Source organism: Salegentibacter salarius (assembly GCF_900168265.1).
Lineage (GTDB): Bacteria > Bacteroidota > Bacteroidia > Flavobacteriales > Flavobacteriaceae > Salegentibacter > Salegentibacter salarius.
The window spans coordinates 104,860-122,294 of sequence record NZ_FVZF01000007.1; the positions used below are offsets into that span (position 1 = coordinate 104,860).

16 protein-coding genes are annotated in these 17,435 nt (G+C 37.5%); 12 read left to right on the forward strand and 4 right to left on the reverse strand.

Going from position 1 to position 17,435, the window contains the following annotated elements; translation table 11 throughout:
- The first annotated feature begins 15 nt into the window (after positions 1 to 15).
- The 7 genes from B5440_RS06040 to B5440_RS06070 all read left to right on the forward strand — a co-directional run bounded on the left by B5440_RS06040 (position 16) and on the right by B5440_RS06070 (position 6,805).
- A complete protein-coding gene (locus B5440_RS06040; RefSeq protein WP_070055334.1) occupies positions 16 to 966 on the forward strand; it encodes an isopenicillin N synthase family dioxygenase in 951 nt (316 codons plus the stop codon).
- Positions 967 to 969: 3 nt separating this feature from the next.
- On the forward strand, positions 970 to 1,320 hold the full coding sequence (locus tag B5440_RS06045; protein ID WP_070055248.1) for a translation initiation factor: 351 nt from the start codon (positions 970 to 972) through the stop codon (positions 1,318 to 1,320).
- Between the two features lie 25 nt (positions 1,321 to 1,345).
- A complete protein-coding gene (locus tag B5440_RS06050) occupies positions 1,346 to 2,278 on the forward strand; it encodes a DUF1835 domain-containing protein (protein WP_070055247.1) in 933 nt (310 codons plus the stop codon).
- Position 2,279: 1 nt separating this feature from the next.
- On the forward strand, positions 2,280 to 3,149 hold the full coding sequence (locus B5440_RS06055; protein ID WP_070055246.1) for a nucleoside phosphorylase: 870 nt from the start codon (positions 2,280 to 2,282) through the stop codon (positions 3,147 to 3,149).
- Between the two features lie 149 nt (positions 3,150 to 3,298).
- Positions 3,299 to 5,353, forward strand: a complete 2,055-nt coding sequence (gene ppk1, locus B5440_RS06060; protein WP_070055245.1) for a polyphosphate kinase 1 — start codon at positions 3,299 to 3,301, stop codon at positions 5,351 to 5,353.
- Positions 5,350 to 6,201 (forward strand): substrate-binding domain-containing protein, encoded by an 852-nt coding sequence (locus tag B5440_RS06065; protein WP_070055244.1) that lies wholly within the window; start codon positions 5,350 to 5,352, stop codon positions 6,199 to 6,201. Before ppk1 ends, B5440_RS06065 begins: the two co-directional genes overlap by 4 nt.
- A 28-nt stretch (positions 6,202 to 6,229) precedes the next feature.
- On the forward strand, positions 6,230 to 6,805 hold the full coding sequence (locus tag B5440_RS06070) for a hypothetical protein (RefSeq protein ID WP_070055243.1): 576 nt from the start codon (positions 6,230 to 6,232) through the stop codon (positions 6,803 to 6,805).
- A 2-nt stretch (positions 6,806 to 6,807) separates the two neighbouring features.
- Here the strand turns inward: B5440_RS06070 and B5440_RS06075 are convergent, their stop codons facing one another.
- On the reverse strand, positions 6,808 to 7,473 hold the full coding sequence (locus B5440_RS06075; protein WP_070055242.1) for a uracil-DNA glycosylase: 666 nt from the start codon (positions 7,471 to 7,473) through the stop codon (positions 6,808 to 6,810).
- Positions 7,474 to 7,519: 46 nt separating this feature from the next.
- Here B5440_RS06075 and B5440_RS06080 point away from each other — a divergent pair, with 46 nt between their 5' ends.
- A complete protein-coding gene (locus B5440_RS06080) occupies positions 7,520 to 9,706 on the forward strand; it encodes an endonuclease MutS2 (RefSeq protein ID WP_070055241.1) in 2,187 nt (728 codons plus the stop codon).
- A gap of 1 nt (position 9,707) precedes the next feature.
- Positions 9,708 to 10,121, forward strand: coding sequence for a thiol-disulfide oxidoreductase DCC family protein (locus B5440_RS06085; RefSeq protein ID WP_070055240.1), 414 nt, complete (start codon positions 9,708 to 9,710; stop codon positions 10,119 to 10,121).
- Here the strand turns inward: B5440_RS06085 and B5440_RS06090 are convergent.
- Together B5440_RS06090 and aroC are read right to left on the reverse strand one after the other, a co-directional pair.
- Positions 10,118 to 11,470 carry a dicarboxylate/amino acid:cation symporter gene (locus B5440_RS06090; protein WP_070055239.1) on the reverse strand — a complete coding sequence of 451 codons (1,353 nt, stop codon included), beginning with the start codon at positions 11,468 to 11,470 and terminating at the stop codon, positions 10,118 to 10,120. The genes B5440_RS06085 and B5440_RS06090 overlap by 4 nt on opposite strands.
- Positions 11,471 to 11,498: 28 nt before the next feature.
- Positions 11,499 to 12,563, reverse strand: a complete 1,065-nt coding sequence (gene aroC, locus B5440_RS06095) for a chorismate synthase (protein ID WP_070055238.1) — start codon at positions 12,561 to 12,563, stop codon at positions 11,499 to 11,501.
- 176 nt (positions 12,564 to 12,739) lie between these two features.
- On the opposite strand from aroC, the gene B5440_RS06100 reads away from it, so the two are divergent.
- Positions 12,740 to 13,534: a UDP-2,3-diacylglucosamine diphosphatase gene (locus tag B5440_RS06100; RefSeq protein WP_234996360.1), complete on the forward strand. Its 795-nt coding sequence runs from the start codon at positions 12,740 to 12,742 to the stop codon at positions 13,532 to 13,534.
- Here the strand turns inward: B5440_RS06100 and B5440_RS06105 are convergent.
- Positions 13,531 to 16,449 carry an FAD-binding and (Fe-S)-binding domain-containing protein gene (locus tag B5440_RS06105; protein WP_070055236.1) on the reverse strand — a complete coding sequence of 973 codons (2,919 nt, stop codon included), beginning with the start codon at positions 16,447 to 16,449 and terminating at the stop codon, positions 13,531 to 13,533. The two genes, B5440_RS06100 and B5440_RS06105, sit on opposite strands and share 4 nt — an antisense overlap.
- Positions 16,450 to 16,588: 139 nt before the next feature.
- Between B5440_RS06105 and B5440_RS06110 the strand changes: the two genes are divergently transcribed.
- Together B5440_RS06110 and B5440_RS15430 are read left to right on the forward strand one after the other, a co-directional pair.
- Positions 16,589 to 17,092 (forward strand): hypothetical protein, encoded by a 504-nt coding sequence (locus tag B5440_RS06110; protein WP_070055235.1) that lies wholly within the window; start codon positions 16,589 to 16,591, stop codon positions 17,090 to 17,092.
- 89 nt (positions 17,093 to 17,181) lie between these two features.
- Positions 17,182 to 17,435, forward strand: a 254-nt coding sequence (locus tag B5440_RS15430) for a transposase (protein WP_143533301.1), incomplete at its 3' end; no start/stop codon positions are given.

Below are 17,435 nucleotides of genomic sequence, written 5' to 3' on the forward strand. Positions count from 1 at the left end.
AAGCATATTATGGCGATGAATAATATTCCCAGCGTAGATCTTGCTGATTTTATTTCTGGAGATCCAAAACGAAAACAAAAATTCGTTGATGAAATTGGGAAGGCTTATGAGGAAATTGGTTTTGTAGCTTTAAAAAACCACTTCTTAGATACTGACCTGGAAGAAAATTTATATAAAGAAGTAAAAACTTTTTTCGATCTTCCATTAGAGGTGAAGAAAAAATACGAAATTGAAGGCCTTGCCGGGCAACGTGGATATATCTCCTTTGGTAAGGAACACGCCAAAGGTAAAAAGGAAGGTGATCTTAAAGAATTCTGGCACTTTGGGCAGGAACCTGCAGCAGATGCAAATCTTACCGAAGAATATCCTGAAAACGTACAGGTAGCTGAACTGAAAGACTTCAATAAGGTTGGAATGGAAGCTTACCGAATGTTGGAAAAAACCGGTATTTATGTTTTAAGAGCTTTAGCTTTATACATTGGCCTGGAAGAGCATTACTTTGATCATTGGGCCAGCAATGGAAATAGTATCTTAAGACCTATCCACTACCCTCCAATAACCGAGGAGCCTAAAGGCGCGGTTAGAGCAGGTGCTCACGGAGATATTAATCTTATCACCTTACTAATGGGTGCTTCTACAGGAGGTTTACAGGTTTTAAGAAAAGATGGCGAATGGATTGATGCTGTACCGCAGGAAGATGAGTTGGTAATAAATGTGGGAGATATGTTAGAAAGACATACCAACAATAAATTACGCTCTACCATTCACCGTGTGATCAACCCACCGAAGGATCAATGGGACAAGCCGAGATATTCTATCCCTTTCTTTATGCATCCTAGAAGTGAAATGCGTTTAGATTGTTTAGAGGAATGTATAGATGAAGAGAACCCAAAACAATACGAAGATATTACCGCCGGTGATTTTCTACATCAACGTTTGGTAGAAATCGGACTTCTAAAAAAATAAGTTATGGCGAAGAAAAAACTCGGACTTGATGATTTGGGTGGTTTTGTTTTTTCTACAAATGATGATTTTGATGGAAACGAGCACCAAGAAACCGATGAAACTTTAGCTCCCGAAGACCAGTACTTAGAAGCTCATTTTAGCAGTAAAGGACGTGGTGGAAAGACCGTGACCATTATTAAAGGTTTCCAGGGAACTAATGATGATTTAGTTATTCTGGGCAAGAAACTGAAGAAAAAATGCGGTGTTGGTGGTTCAGCTAAAGATGGTGAGATAATTATCCAGGGAGACGATCGTGAAAAAATTATGGAACTTCTCAAAAAAGATGGATATAACGTAAAACGAGTAGGTGGTTAATAGCTACCTACTTTAAATTCTCCCTATGACTAATAAGACTTTACATATTGTAAACGGTGATAGTTTGACCGAACAGGTTGAAGGACTTAATCTCCCGGGTGAAATTATTGTGTGGCGAGAATTGCTATGCGAAGGCCCATGTACTAAAGAGGTAGGATCTTCCCAATTCATTAAACAGCGTGAAAATTTTTTAAAGGAAGCTTACGATATTTCTGCAGAAAATTATCAGGATCGCTTTGTTTCTCAGCTTAAAAAATTAAAAGCAGCCAAGGATTACGATCACGTTGTACTCTGGTTTGAATTCGATCTATTTTGCCATATAAATATGCTGGCGGCTATAAGTTTTTACCTTGAGCATAAACAGGAAGTGCCTTTTTACCTGGTATGCAGCAAGCGTCTTAAAGGGGAAGATGAATTTTTGCCGCTTTCCAGCCTTTCAGAAAAAAACTTATTGAACCATTTTAAGCATAAAATTGAGCTAAAAAAAGAAGATCTGGAAATAGCGAGTTTGGTTTGGGAACTTTATTGTGGTAGTGATCCTATGAAACTCAAGAAACAAATAAAGAAAACATCCAATTTTGAATATCTCTCGAGTTGTATAAGGGCACATATAGAGCGATTTCCCAATAGCAGAACAGGAATTAATTCCCTGGAAAAAAACGTGCTTAAATTAGTCGAAAATCAGAATATTACCTCTATTAATCAGTTGTTGGGTTATGCCTTACAATATCAGGGTTATTATGGATATAGCGATTCCCAGATGGAAAGAGTGCTAGACAAATTGAAGATTTTCTATACTATGGAAAATGATAAGCTCATCCTAACCCAAAATGGTATCGATGTTCTTGAGAAGAAGAAGAATTTTTACCGGGATCTTATAAATGATGAGTATTATGGAGGAGCAAAAATTTACGATTTTTTATACGACTCAGATTCACACAAGGTTTTAAAACTATAATATGCCAATAAAAGCTTCAGAATTTATTCAAAACCCCAATGGTAGCGTTTACCATTTAAACTTATTGCCAGAACATCTTGCCAGTACGGTTATTACCGTAGGCGATCCAGATCGTGTAGAAAGAATTACCAGGCATTTTGATAAAGTTGAACTTAAGGTAAGAAAAAGAGAATTTCATACCCAAACTGGATATTATAAGGGAAAACGCATTAGTGTAATTTCTTCGGGAATAGGACCTGACAATATTGACATTGTAATAAACGAGCTAGATGCCCTGGTAAACATAGATTTTAAAACCCGGGAATTAAAAAAGGAAACTACAAGCCTGGATATTATTAGAATTGGCACCAGCGGCTCTATTCAGGAGGAAATTCCGGTAGATTCTTTCTTAATTAGTGAAAGTGCTATTGGTTTTGACGGACTTTTACATTTCTATGATAGTGAGCATATTCAGAATAAAGAATTTGCTGAGGAATTCATCAAACATTTAGACTGGTTTAAGCAAAAAGCAGCGCCTTACGTGGTAGATGCCAGTGAAAACCTAATTAATGTAATGGAAGGTTCCGGCGTTTATAAAGGTGTGACAGGAACAAATATTGGGTTTTATGGTCCCCAGGGTAGAATTTTACGCTTAGCGCTGCAGGATGATAAAATGAATGATAAAATGGCTTCATTTTCTTTTAATAATAAAAAGCTCACTAATCTTGAAATGGAAACTTCAGCCATTTACGGTTTATCTAAATTACTGGGTCATAACGCACTTTCTATGAATGCTATAATTGCCAATCGCGCTGCAGGAACTTTCTCAAAAGACCCTAAAAAAGTGGTAGATGAGCTAATTAAATACACTTTGGAGCAATTGGTGAAATAGAATATTCCAGGCTTTTTTAAGTTGAAGAAATTAGGATTGGAATGCATTATACTTAATATCTTTAAAACCTCGCTAAGCGCGCATTTAACACAAAATTAAAGGCAAACCTCTACCCTTATTTGTATTTTTGATTAAACCACTAATCAATAATGCAGGAACCACAAGAAATTCCATTAAGGCATAGAGACCTTAACTGGTTGAGTTTTAACGCAAGAGTCTTACAGGAGGCTGAAGATAAGATCAATCCGCTTTACGAGCGGATTCGTTTTTTGGCCATTTTTTCATCTAATTTAGACGAATATTTTAGGGTAAGGGTGGCGCAGCTTCGGCAAATGAAGCGTGTAGAGAAAAGTATTCGCAAAAAACTCGCTTTAAAACCAACAAGAACCACCAAGGAAATTCTTGAAGAGGTTAAACTTCAGCAACATAAATTTGGAGAAATCTATCAGAAACAAATTCTGCCAGAACTTGCTAAAAATGGAATTTATTTAATAGATGCCGATCATTTCAATAAAGTTCAAAAAGATTTTGCGGCTAACTTTTTTCAGCAGAAAATAAAAGAGCATATCACACCAGAAATAATTGATCTTGAAGAAGAAAATGAATTATTCCTGGAAAATGCCGAATTATACCTGGTGGTAAGTTTTACTAATAAAGAAAAGCTTGGTATCGTAAATATTCCCGTAGAAACCTGCGGAAGATTTGTTAAACTGGAAGGTGATGGTGAAGAGAACTCAATCACCTATTTAGACGAAATTATTAGAAGCCAGGTAAGTGATATTTTCAAAGATCAAAATATAGAAGGTGTTTATGAAATTAAACTTTCGCGAGATGCCGAGCTTTATATTGAAGATATTTATGAAGGAGTTTTAGCTGAAAAAATTTATGATTCCCTGGCGCAAAGAACCGATGGCCAGCCTACCCGTTTGTTATATGATGCTAAAATGCCAGATTTTCTTCATAAGAAAATAAGAAAACTCCTGAAGCTTGGAAAAATAGATATGATGCCCGGTGGAAAATATCATAATTTCAATGATTTCTTTTCCTTCCCGGATCCTACAAATAATCCCGAGCTGCACTACAAAGAAATGCCGGAAATTGAACATAAAGTTTTGGCTAATTCTAAGAATTATTTCGAGACAATTTCAGAAAAGGATCAGGCAGTTCATTTTCCATATATGTCTTTTGCCTATGTAGAAAAATTTTTGGAACAAGCGGTTGAGGATAAAGATGTAACTGCAATTAAAATTTCTCTTTACCGTGTGGCAGATGAATCTAGATTAACCAGTTTGCTGCTAAAAGCTTTAGAGAACGGAAAACAAGTTACCGTGTTCGTAGAAGCAAAAGCCAGGTTTGATGAAGAAAACAATATAATTTGGGGACGTAAATTTGAAGAAAAGGGTGCCAATGTAATTTACTCCTACCCAAAAATTAAGGTCCACTCTAAAATTATGTTGGTACAACGCATGGAAGGGGAAGATCTGGTTAATTACTCTTATATAGGTACCGGTAATTTTAATAGTGAAACTTCAAAAATATACTGTGATCACGCAATTTTTACTTCTAACAAACAAATAGCGAAAGAATTATCCCGCCTATTCAAAGTATTGGAGGGAGAATTGATCATTCCGCGGGAAAAGAACTTATTGATTTCACCTTTTTCCACCCGTCAGGAATTTATTAAACTCATTTATAACGAGATTGATAACGCGAGAGAAGGCAAAAAGGCGAAGATCACCGCTAAAATGAATAGTCTTGAAGATCCCGAAATGATCGATTTACTTTACAAAGCCAGCAATGCCGGTGTGGAAATAAGATTATTGGTTCGCGGATTTACTTGTTTAATTCCCGGAATTGAAGGTTTAAGTGAAAAAATTTATATTACCAGTATTGTTGATCGCTTTTTAGAGCACGGCAGAATTTACATTTTTGAAAATGGAGGCGATGAAAAGATGTATTATGGTAGTGCAGATTGGATGTCACGTAATCTATCCCGGCGTATAGAGGTGCTCTCCCCTATTCTGGATAAAGATGTTGCACAGGAATTTAAAGAAATTCTGGATATTCAGCTGAAGGATAACGTAAAAGCGAGGATTCAGGATGCCGATGAAAAGAATGAATATGTGCAAAAAGGAGAAAACGAAAAATCGGTGCGGTCACAGTATGAGATTTATAATTATTTAAAGGAAAAACATAGCTTATGAAAACAATAAAAGTAGGTGGCGTACCCGAACATTTTAATCTTCCTTGGCATTTATGCATTGAAGAAAAACTTTTTGAGGATAAAGATCTAAACGTGATTTGGAAAGATTTTCCGGGCGGAACGGGCGCAATGAACAAAGCCTTACGTTCAGGAGAAATTGATGTTGCGGTAATTTTAACTGAAGGAATTATAAAAGATATTATTTCCGGAAACGAAAGCAAGATCATTCAAACTTATATTGGTACTCCTTTAGTTTGGGGAATTCATGTGGCTGCCGGTTCAAAATATAATTCGGTTGAAGAACTTAAAAATACAAAGGCGGCAATAAGTAGAAAAGGAAGTGGGTCTCACCTTATGTCTTACGTAAATGCACAAAATCATGAATGGGATACCAATGATCTTAAATTTGAAATAGTAAAGGATCTGGATGGTGCTGTAAAATCTTTAAAAGAAGATGAGGCTCAATACTTTATGTGGGAGCATTTTACCACAAAACCATTGGTAGATAAACGCGTATTTAGAAGATTGGCAGATTGCCCAACGCCCTGGCCTTGTTTTGTTATCGCAGCAAGAAACGAAACTTTAAAAAATGAACCAGAGCGAATCAGGAAAATGTTGGAAGTTTTAAATAAAGAGTCAAAACGCTTTAAGGACCTTCCAAAAATGGCTGAAAAATTAGCCGAAAGGTATGATCAGCGATTAGAAGATATTCAAAAATGGCTGGAAATCACTTCCTGGAGTCAGGAGCAATTATCTGAAGAAGAGATAGAAAAAGTACAGGATAAACTACTAGAACTTAATTTAATTTCAAAAAAACAGCCTTTTTCCGAATTTATTCATAATTTGTAGCCATTATTCATCAATCATCCCCCATTAAATGAAAAATTTATTTTTACCATTATTTCTATTTATTTCTACATTAACTTTTGCACAAGACAGCATAGCAGAACAAAATCAAACTCCCGACAAAAGAGATATCACTCAAAACGAATTAAGCATTGGCGCGCTTAATCTAGTTGCTTTCGGTGCTATAGATCTTACTTATGAGCGTATTCTTGACAAAAATTCCAGTTGGGCCATCGAGGCCTTTATCCAGGCTCTAAACAAAGACAGGGAAGCCGTGGATGATGCTTTTTATAAAGATTTTTCGCTTACTGGGAAATATAAGTATTTCTTTAGCGATAAATATGCCCGCGGATTTTATGTTCACGGTTTCGGAATGCTTTCCAGCGGTGAATATGATTCCTATGTGTACGATTCAAATGATGGTTATGGTTCCTATGAATATCAAGATTACACCGATTTCGCACTTGGATTTGGTGTGGGTGGCAAATTTGTTTCTACCGGTGGTTTCTTCTTAGATCTAGGCGCAGGAATAGGTAGAAATTTGTTTACCGAAAAATCTCCAACTATTGTGGGCCAGTTTAATGTAAATCTTGGATTCAGATTCTAATATTACCAGTCTATAGGCTCTTTTCCGTTTTCCTTTAAATAAGTATTTGCTTTGCTAAAATGCTTATTACCGAACCAATATCCACGATTTGCACTTAAAGGAGAAGGATGCCCACTGGTTAAAATAAGATGTTTAGAGGAGTCAATTTTGGCTCCTTTCTTTTTCGCATAGCCACCCCAAAGCAAGAAGACCACGTTTTCTTTTTCTGAAGAAATAATTTCTATAACCCTATCGGTAAATTGCTCCCAACCTTTCTTTTGGTGCGATCCCGCCTGGTGAGCCCTAACCGTTAAAGTTGCATTTAATAATAAAACACCCTGATTCGCCCAGCGTTCCAGATTTCCAGAATTTGGAACCGGCTTTCCTAGATCATGCTCTATTTCCTTAAAGATATTTTGCAGTGAAGGTGGGGATTGAATACCATCATTAACCGAGAATGAAAGTCCGTTAGCCTGTCCCACACCGTGGTAAGGATCCTGACCTAAAATTACCACTTTAGTATTTGAAAATGTGGAATGATCAAATGCTGAAAATATATCACTTCCCTTCGGATAGCAGGTGTTTGCGTTGTATTCCACTTTTACAAATTCTGTAAGATTTTTAAAATAATCTTTTTCAAATTCATCAGCCAGTTCTTTTTTCCAGCTGGGGTGTATCGCTACCTTCATTTTATTAAGTAAATTTGCAGAACCTCAAAAGTAGGGAAATTTATTTATGATTAAAATTGCATCCAAAAGCCTTATAGACCTTGAATTTCCAGTTGTTTGCCAGCAAATTTCAGACTTGTGCATCACTGGGCCCGGCAAGGAAAAAGCTTTAAAACTTCAGCCTTATAAAACGGGAAATGAAACACTTTTCGGACTTCACCAAACCAATGAATATTTAAGTTCTAAAACCAGGGAAAGCCGAATCCCAAATCACGGTTTTGAAACCATTAAAAACGAGCTGCGCACGCTAGAAATTGAAGATTCGATTCTGGAAGTTAGTAGCTTCAGGAAAATTTCCAGCCTTTCAGAAACGGTAAATACACATATTAAGTTTTTCAGGAAATTTGAGGAGTATTATCCCAGTTTATACAAAACCACTTCAGAGGTAGAATATACCAAGGAAATTGTAGATAATATTGGCCGTGTGATCGATAAATTTGGGGATTTAAAAGATGATGCCTCTCCCCTATTGCAATCGGTTAGACGTTCTATAAATTCGGTAAAGGGCCAGATAAATTCCAGTTTTGCCAAAGCGCTTACCACCTATCATTCTTACGGATATCTAGATGAAATTCGGGAAAGTGTAGTAGAAAATGTGAGGGTTTTAGCGGTAAGCGCAATGCATCGCCGTAAAGTTAAAGGCGGAATTTTAGGCAACTCAAAAACCGGTAGCATCGTTTATATTCAACCGGAAGCGACTTATCAATATACCCGAGAACTTAATAATCTGGAGTATGAGGAAAAAGAGGAAATAAAACGAATTCTAAAGGAACTCACCAATAGAATAAGACCGTTTAAACCTCTTTTAATAGATTATCAGAATTTGCTTTGCGAAATAGATGTGATTGCAGCAAAAGCGAAATATGCTGAAATGACCAATGGTTTGCTGCCTACGATCACGAAAGAACGGGAACTTCAGCTAAAAGATGCCTATCACCCGCTGCTCTATTTAAGTAATAAAAAGAAAGGCGATAAAACTTATCCGCAAAGTATTGAGCTGGCAAAAGACAATAGGATTATTGTTATCTCTGGTCCCAACGCCGGCGGTAAAAGTATCACTTTAAAAACCGTTGGTTTATTACAGGTTATGCTGCAAAGCGGGATTTTAGTGCCGGTGCACGAATACAGTAGAATGTGTCTCTTTGAAAAAATACTTACTGATATTGGAGATAATCAATCTATAGAAAACCATTTGAGTACGTATAGCTACCGACTCAAGAATATGAATTATTTTCTTCGGAAATGTGATGATAGAACACTCTTTCTTATCGATGAGTTTGGAACGGGAAGTGATCCAGAACTTGGTGGTGCTTTAGCCGAAACTTTCCTGGAGGTTTTTTATGAAAAGGAATCCTTCGGAATCTTAACTACTCATTATGCAAACTTAAAAAAGCTGGCTAACGAGATGCCGAATATGAGCAATGCCAATATGCTTTTTGATTCCAGTAGCCTGGAGCCAATTTATAAACTCCAGGTTGGGGAAGCCGGTAGCTCATTTACTTTTGAAGTCGCTCAAAAGAATGGCATTCCCTATAGCCTGATTAATCGCTCGCGTAAGAAAGTTGAAAAAGGAAAAATACGCTTTGACAGAAGTATTGCAAAGCTCCAAAAAGAACGTTCCAAACTTCAGAAAACAACAGATTCTTTAAAGACAAAGGAATTAAAGGCAGCGCAGGAAAAAGATAAACTTGAAGAAACCAATAGCAGGATTCAGCAGAAATTGGAAAGCTACCAGGAATTATATGATAGTAACCAACGTCTCATTTATATGGGACAAAAGGTGAATGAGCTTAGCGAGAAATATTTTGAGAATAAAAAGAAAAAAGAGCTAATTGGCGAATTTCTAAAGTTTGTAGAAATAGAAAATTCCAAGCGTAAAAAAGAGTCTGCAAAGCAGCGCAAGATTCAGAAAGAAAAAGAGAAAAAGGTACAGCAAGAAGTTAAAAAAGAGGTTTCGGTTATACGGAAAAAGAAAAAGGAAGAAAAGGCCAAAATCACTGAGAAAGAAAGACAGGAAGCGAATAAACCAAAGATTAATCCGAAGATCGGTGATAGAGTTAGATTAGAAGATAGCCGTTCTGTAGGGACCTTAGATAAAATAGAAAAAGGAAAAGCCACGGTAAACTATGGGATGTTTACCACGCAGGTAGATGTAGAGAAACTGGAACTGGTGCAGGCAATGAAAAAGAAATAAGATGGAATTACCAAAAGATAAAAAAATTATTCTTTTTGATGGCGTGTGTAATCTTTGCAACGGCGCGGTTACCTTTATCATTAAGCACGACAAAAAAGATACTTTCCGTTTTGCTTCCTTACAGAGTGAAATTGGTAAAAAGCTGGTAGCAGAACGCGGGATGGATCCAGAAGAATTAGATTCAATAATCTTAATCGATCCCGGAGTGGCTTATTTCCAAAAATCTACCGCTGCCCTGGAGATTTCCAGGGAACTTTCGGGCGGATATTCTCTTCTTAAAAACTTCCTTTTTATACCGGAAGGATTACGCGACGGTATCTACAATTTTGTAGCCAATAACCGATATAAATGGTATGGCAAAAAAGAATCCTGTATGATCCCAACGCCAGAGTTAAAATCTAAATTTCTGGATTAAGCTTTTTCTTTCTCCTCCACTTTATTTGGCGTATCATCTTCATTCTGATCAGGATGGTAATCATCATCCCATTCTTTTACGTTTGGTGGCCCCATCTTGTTAACAGATTTAGCGACCATAAGTGAAACGGCTGCATCACCGGTTACGTTTACTGTAGTTCGGCACATATCTAAAGGCCTGTCTACCGCAAAAATAAGTGCCAATCCTGCTTCAGGAATTCCGGCTTGGGCAAGAACAATTACCAGCATTACCATTCCCGCTCCAGGCACCGCTGCAGAGCCAATAGAGGCTAAAGTGGCCGTAGCGATAATTCCCAGTTGTGCACCAATACTAAGGTCCATACCAAAGGCCTGAGCAATAAAAACGGCGGCAATAGCCTGGTAAAGACTGGTTCCATCCATATTTATTGTAGCGCCAATTGGCAAAACAAAACTGGAAACTTCCCGGCTTACGCCCATATGCTCTTCTACTCTTTCCATAGTTACCGGTAAAGTAGCGGCACTGGAACTGGTTGAAAAAGCCAATAACTGTGCTGGGGCAATTCCGTTAATAAAGAAAGAAGGTTTGTTTTTAGTAACAACCCAAACCAAAAGAATATAGAACCCAATCATTAAAGCCAAGCCTATAAGCACAGTAACTCCGTACATAGCCAGGGCGGCAAAAAGATCGGTACTTGGTGATTCTACCACTAGAGCGGCTAACAATGCAAATACACCATAAGGTGCGGTTAACATTATCAAATCAATCATCTTCAGGATCACTTCATTAAAACCATCAAAGAAATCTTTAACCGGTTTTGCTGTTTTTTCAGGAATAAGAATAAGACCAATTCCGAAGAAAATTGCGAAGAAAATAACCTGTAGCATATTGGCATTATCCCCTGCCGCAGCAAAAATATTATCTGGAACAATATCTTCTAAAGCCTGCAATGGCCCTGATTCCCTTTGTTTGTCGGCATTAGCCTTCACACCAGATGCATCTCCCTCGTAACTAGCTATTAAATCCTGTTGTGTTTCTGCAGTAATTGCGTTACCCGGTTTAATAAGGTTAACCATCCCAAGACCAATGGAAACAGCAATTACAGTGGTGAAAATATAAATCCCGATAGTACGAGCTCCCATTTTAGAGAGCTTGGAAATATCTTTAAGATCTGAAATTCCTTTTATTAAAGAAGCCAAAATAAGTGGCACTGCAATAAGCTTTAAAGCATTGATGAAAATATTACCGAAGGGTTTAACCCAATCTCCAATAAATTCTGCTCCCCAGCTAAAATTGGTAAGAATAAGGGCAAATATCACCCCGGCAGCCATTCCAAGTAAAATCTGCCAGTGCAGTGCAAGTTTTTTCATGCTAAGTAAATTTCAGGATTTAAATCAATTAAATTTTTGAACTTTTATTCTGAAGCAAATAATCGGCGATTACAAGTGCAGCCATTGCTTCAACAATGGGTACAGCTCTTGGTACAACGCAGGGATCGTGTCTACCTTTCCCCTGCATTTCAACATTCTCGCCTTGTTTATTTATAGTGTCTTGTTTTTGCATAATAGTAGCCACAGGTTTAAAGGCTACATTGAAATAAATATCCATTCCGTTAGAAATGCCGCCCTGTATTCCACCACTTAAATTGGTTCTGGTGGTTCCATCTTCATTAAACAAGTCGTTATGCTCGCTGCCTTTCATTTTAGTACCTTCAAATCCGCTACCGTATTCAAAACCTTTTACCGCATTTATGGAAAGCATGGCCTTACCCAGTTCGGCATGAAGTTTATCAAAAACCGGCTCTCCAAGACCTTTCGGCATATTTTTAATCACACATTGCACAGTACCGCCTACGGTATCTCCTTCCTTTCTAATCTGCTTAATATAGTCTTCCATTTTTTCTGCGGAAGCAGGATCTGGACAACGCACAGCATTAGTTTCAATTAAACTGAAATCAAGCTCTTTAATATTCTTATCCAGCTCAATTTTCCCTACCGATGCGGTATAGGCATTAAATTGAATATCTTTTAAAAACTGTTTTGCCACAGCGCCTGCCACTACCCTACAGGCAGTTTCGCGCGCAGAAGATCTTCCGCCACCACGGTAATCCCGTACACCATACTTTTCATCGTAAGTATAATCGGCGTGGCTGGGACGATACGTGTCTTTTATATGTGAATAATCTTTAGATTTCTGGTTGGCATTTTTAATCACAAACCCAATAGGAGTTCCGGTAGTTTTTTCTTCAAAAATTCCCGAATAAAATTCTACGGTATCGGGTTCTTTTCTTTGCGTTACAATAGCCGATTGACCTGGCTTTCTACGATTGAGTTCTAACTGTATTTTTTCCAGATCCAGCTGAATTCCTGCTGGACATCCGTCAATAATTCCTCCAATGGCAAGCCCGTGGGATTCTCCAAAAGTGGTGAGTTTGAATAATTTTCCGAAGGAATTTCCTGCCATTTTATTGATTTTGAACAAATGTAATTTTTTCAGGCAATATTTAAAAATGTATCTCCATTTAATATTAACCTAACAAACCGCTTACTTATTAATGATTTGGTAAATATTCAATAAAATTAATTGAAGGTCTTAAACCTATGCTTTTGTGTTATTTGTATAGAAAGAAATGCACACCATTGTTTATTAAGAGAAAACCCGAAATAGTAGTAATTTCAGATGTACATCTCGGTACGTTTGGCGCTCATGCCGCAGAGCTGATTGAATATCTGGATAGTGTACAGCCCAAAAAGTTGATACTCAACGGAGATTTTATAGATATCTGGCAGTTTAGGAAAAGTTATTTCCCTAAAACTCATTTAGAAGTAATTAAAAAGATCATTGATCTTAGTAGTAAGGGTACCGAAGTGATCTATATCACCGGAAATCATGACGAATTTCTAAGAAAATTTAGTGACACCCAAATTGGAGATTTGCGTATTACCGATAAACTAGTTTTGGAACTGGACGGTAAAAAAGCCTGGTTTTTTCACGGAGATGTATTTGATGTTGGAATTCACAAAGCGAAATGGATCGCTAAACTGGGCGGCTGGGGCTACGATCTATTGATTTTGATTAACCGTTTATTGAATCAGGTTTTGGTGAAAATGGGTAAAAAGAAATATTCGCTTTCTAAAAAAATTAAGAACAGCGTTAAAAATGCCGGGAAATTTATAGCCAGTTTTGAAAAAACAGTTTCAGATCTGGCCATAGAAAACGGCTATAAATATGTGATCTGCGGCCATATTCACCAGCCCAAAATAATTAGGAAAACCAATAAGAAAGGAACCTGCTTATATTTAAATTCAGGCGATTGGATAGAAAACTTAAGCGTCCTGGAGTATGAAGATAAGAAATGGAACCTTACCTATTTTAGCGAACTAAAAAAGCAAAAACCTTTGGTAGCCGCAGTTACCGTTATAAAAAAGGATTAAACCAGAGCTTCCCTTAAAATACTCACGGGGTGCTTGGCCTGCCGCTGTGTCCCATCAAAAATTTGATGCCTACAACTAGTTCCATTGGCTGAAATAACGGTCTCTTCAGGAGTTTTTCTAACCGCCGGGAACAAAGTTTGTTCGCCAATATTCATACTTACTTCGTAATGTTCTTTTTCATAACCAAAAGAGCCCGCCATTCCACAACAACCTGATGGAATTATGCTTACTTTAAAATTCTTAGGCAGATTTAGAACATCAAAAGTTATGGCTGTGTTAGAAAGTGCTTTTTGGTGGCAGTGCCCGTGAATTTTAATATTTTTTTCTGCTGAAGTAAATTGATCGGGATTTATATTGCCAAGAGCGATCTCTTTTTTCAAGAATTCTTCAATTATAAAAGAGTTTTTTGCCAGTTTTTCTGCTTCAGGTTTATTATCGGCTAATCTTAAATATTCATCTCTAAAACTTAAGATCGCCGAAGGTTCTAATCCAATTAACGGTGATTCTTCAGAAATTATATCCTTAAACAGACTTACGTTCTTATCCACAAAAACCTTAGCTTCTTCCAGGAAACCTTTAGAAATGTGGCTTCTTCCACTTTCCTCGTGTTTCACAAATTCTACGCGATAATTAAGTTGATACAGTAATTCTAAAGCGTCAACTCCTATTTCTGAATCCAGGAAATTGGTAAATTCATCGTTAAATAAATAGACTGTTTTGATAGGATTTTCAATCTGAAAGCGACGCTTATTCTTTTGATAGTAGTTTGCCAGCGTTTGTTTGGCTAAAATTGGTAAGGTTCTTTCTGGAGCTACGCCCATTATCTTTTTAGCGATGCCGGAAGCCAGAGAATTTTTAAAGAAAAAATTAGCAATACCCGGAGTTTTGGATGCAAGACCATTCATTTTACCATTATTGGCAAAGATCTTACTTCTTAAACTTTTACCGTTTTCTTTTTGATATTGGTATTGAAATTCGGCTTTTAAAGCAGCAACATCTACACTAGAAGGGCATTCGCTTTTACAACCTTTACAACTAATACAGAGATCAAAAGCTTCTTTTATTTCTTCGTGGTTAAACCGGTTACTTTTATCTGAATTGGTTAAAAATTCACGCAAAGTATTTGCCCGGGCACGTGTGGTATCTTTTTCATCTTTAGTAGCGCGATAACTGGGGCACATTGTTCCACCCGCTTCAGCCGATTTTCGGCAGTCGCCGCTACCATTACATTTTTCAGAAAGTTTAAGAATACCCTCAGATTCTGAAAAATCCATTAAAGTTGAAATTTCCGGTTCCTTTCGGTCTACTTCATAGCGAAGCGAAGTATCCATTGGAGCGGTATCGGTGATCTTTCCGGGATTAAAAATATTATTGGGGTCAAAAGTGAATTTAATATCCCTAAGAAGCTGATAGTTCTTAGGGCCAATCATCATTTCAATGAATTCGGCTCTTACCCTACCGTCTCCGTGCTCGCCACTTAAAGATCCATTGTATTTTTTAACCAATTTAGCAACATCGGTAGTTATACTTCTAAAGAGTTTTACGTCTTCAGATTTCTTTAAATTCAAGATTGGACGTAAATGAATTTCCCCGGCTCCGGCGTGTGCGTAATACACAGCATCCTGACCGTAATTCTTCATTATCTCTGCAAATTCCGATATATAATCAGCCAAAAATGGAATAGCCACTGCGGTATCTTCTATACAGGCAACGGCCTTTTTGTCTCCTATAATATTCCCTAAAAGTCCAAGGCCGGCTTTCCGAAGTTCTATCGCCAGTTCTATTTGGTCGCCCATCAAAACCGGGTAGGCATAACTTAGATTAGAATCTTTTAAGGTATCCAGTACTTTTTGACTTTGTTCCTGGACTTCTTTTGCTGTATTGGCCCTTATCTCCAGCATCAGTATCGCTTTGGGATCGCCTTCAATAAAAAACCTGTTTTCTTTGTATTTAAGGTTTTGCTTTGTACAATCTAAGATGGTTTTATCCATCATTTCGCAGGTGTACAACGAATGCTGCATTACGGGAACCACAGCTTGCATACAGCTTTCTATACTATCAAAATGCGCTGCGATCATCGCTGCTTCCGGAGGCTGAAGATCATCAAGCTTCAGCGTGATTTCAGTAGTAAAGGCTAAGGTACCCTCGCTTCCGCATAGTAATTTGCATAAATTTAAAGGTTCGGTAGAATCTTTAGAAAAAACTTCTGCATACAACAATTCATCTATCGCATATCCCGTATTTCTTCTATGTAAACTTTTAGGCGGAAACTTTTCTATAAGTTCCTTTTTATTTTCTTCGGAAGAGAGTTGCTCATTAATTTTACGGTAAATTTCTCCTTCCAGGTTTTCTAATTTCAATTTTTCCTGAAATCCTTCCGCAGAAATATCTTTAAATTCGGCCTCACTGCCGTCGCTTAAAATAGTTTTTAGAGAAACTAGCTTTTCGCGAGTTGTGCCATATTTAATTGAAGTGGTTCCGCTGGAATTATTTCCTACCATTCCGCCAATCATACAGCGGTTGGAAGTTGAAGTATTGGGGCCAAAAAATAATCCGTATTCATTCAAAACCCTGTTTAGATCGTCGCGAATTACACCAGGTTGTAAGCTTACGGTTTTAGCCTCCTGGTCTATATTTAAGATTTTTGTAAAGTGTTTAGATACATCTACTACAATCCCATCTCCCACACACTGGCCTGCCAGCGAAGTTCCGGCGGTTCTTGGGATTAAAGAAGTTTTTTGCGCTTTTGCAAATTTTATAAGTTTCTTTAAATCATTTTCATCTTTTGGATAACAGACTGCCAACGGCATTTCGCGATAAACCGACGCATCTGTTGCGTAAATTGAACGCCATAATTTATCGTCATATAACTGGCCTTCAATTTCCTGGGCTAAGTGGTAGAGTTTTTCTTTCATAATAACGCGATAAAAATAGAGAATTTTGCCTGAAACGCTTAACAGATTTTTATACAATATTAACAATAGATTGGCGTCCCATCCGTTTCAGATCATGTTTTAACATTTAAATTTGACAACAATTCTAAAAACGCTAACTATGAAAAAATTATTTTTACTCGCCGCTTTTATAATCGGCGCAACATTTTACAATCAGGCAGAAGCCCAAACCATTTCAGATAACGCCCTTGGACTTAGATTTGGAGGCGGCGATGGTGTTGGAGCCGAAATTTCTTACCAAAGAGCTGTTGGTAGCAACAACAACCGTTTGGAATTAGACCTTGGATGGAGAGATAACAGCGATTATGACGCTTTTAAACTTACCGGAATTTATCAATGGGTTTGGAATATAGAAGGAGGCTTTAACTGGTACGCCGGTGCAGGTGCTGGTCTTCTTGGAGTTGACGATACTCGTTTTAACGACAGAGATGGTGACGATGGAACTTACCTTTTTCTTGCCGGTAATGTTGGTATAGAGTACGACTTCGATATTCCACTATTAATATCATTAGATGTTAGACCAGAATTTGGATTCTTTAGTGATAACGATGTTTTAAATGAATTCTCACCAGATATTGCTTTAGGTATTAGATACCAATTCTAGTACTAGGCAGAAGAGAAAATTAAAAGAGGCTGTCTGAAAAGGCAGCCTTTTTTGTTGTATTATTTTCTGGTTTTTAGTATTTTCATGTAATGAAAGCCAAAGCAGTATTTAAGACCTATGACCAGTCGCAGTTAAGTCTTTTACCTCCCAGTTATGATGATCTGGTCCCTGCCCATCATCCCGTTAGGATCGTCAATACGATTATTGATCAAATCGACATCGCTGACCTGGAGCGAAGTTATAAAGGAGGAGGTACCTCCAGTTACCATCCCCGGATGTTGCTCAAGGTGACCATCTATGCGTACCTTCGCAATATGTATTCCTCTCGTAAAATTGAGCAGGC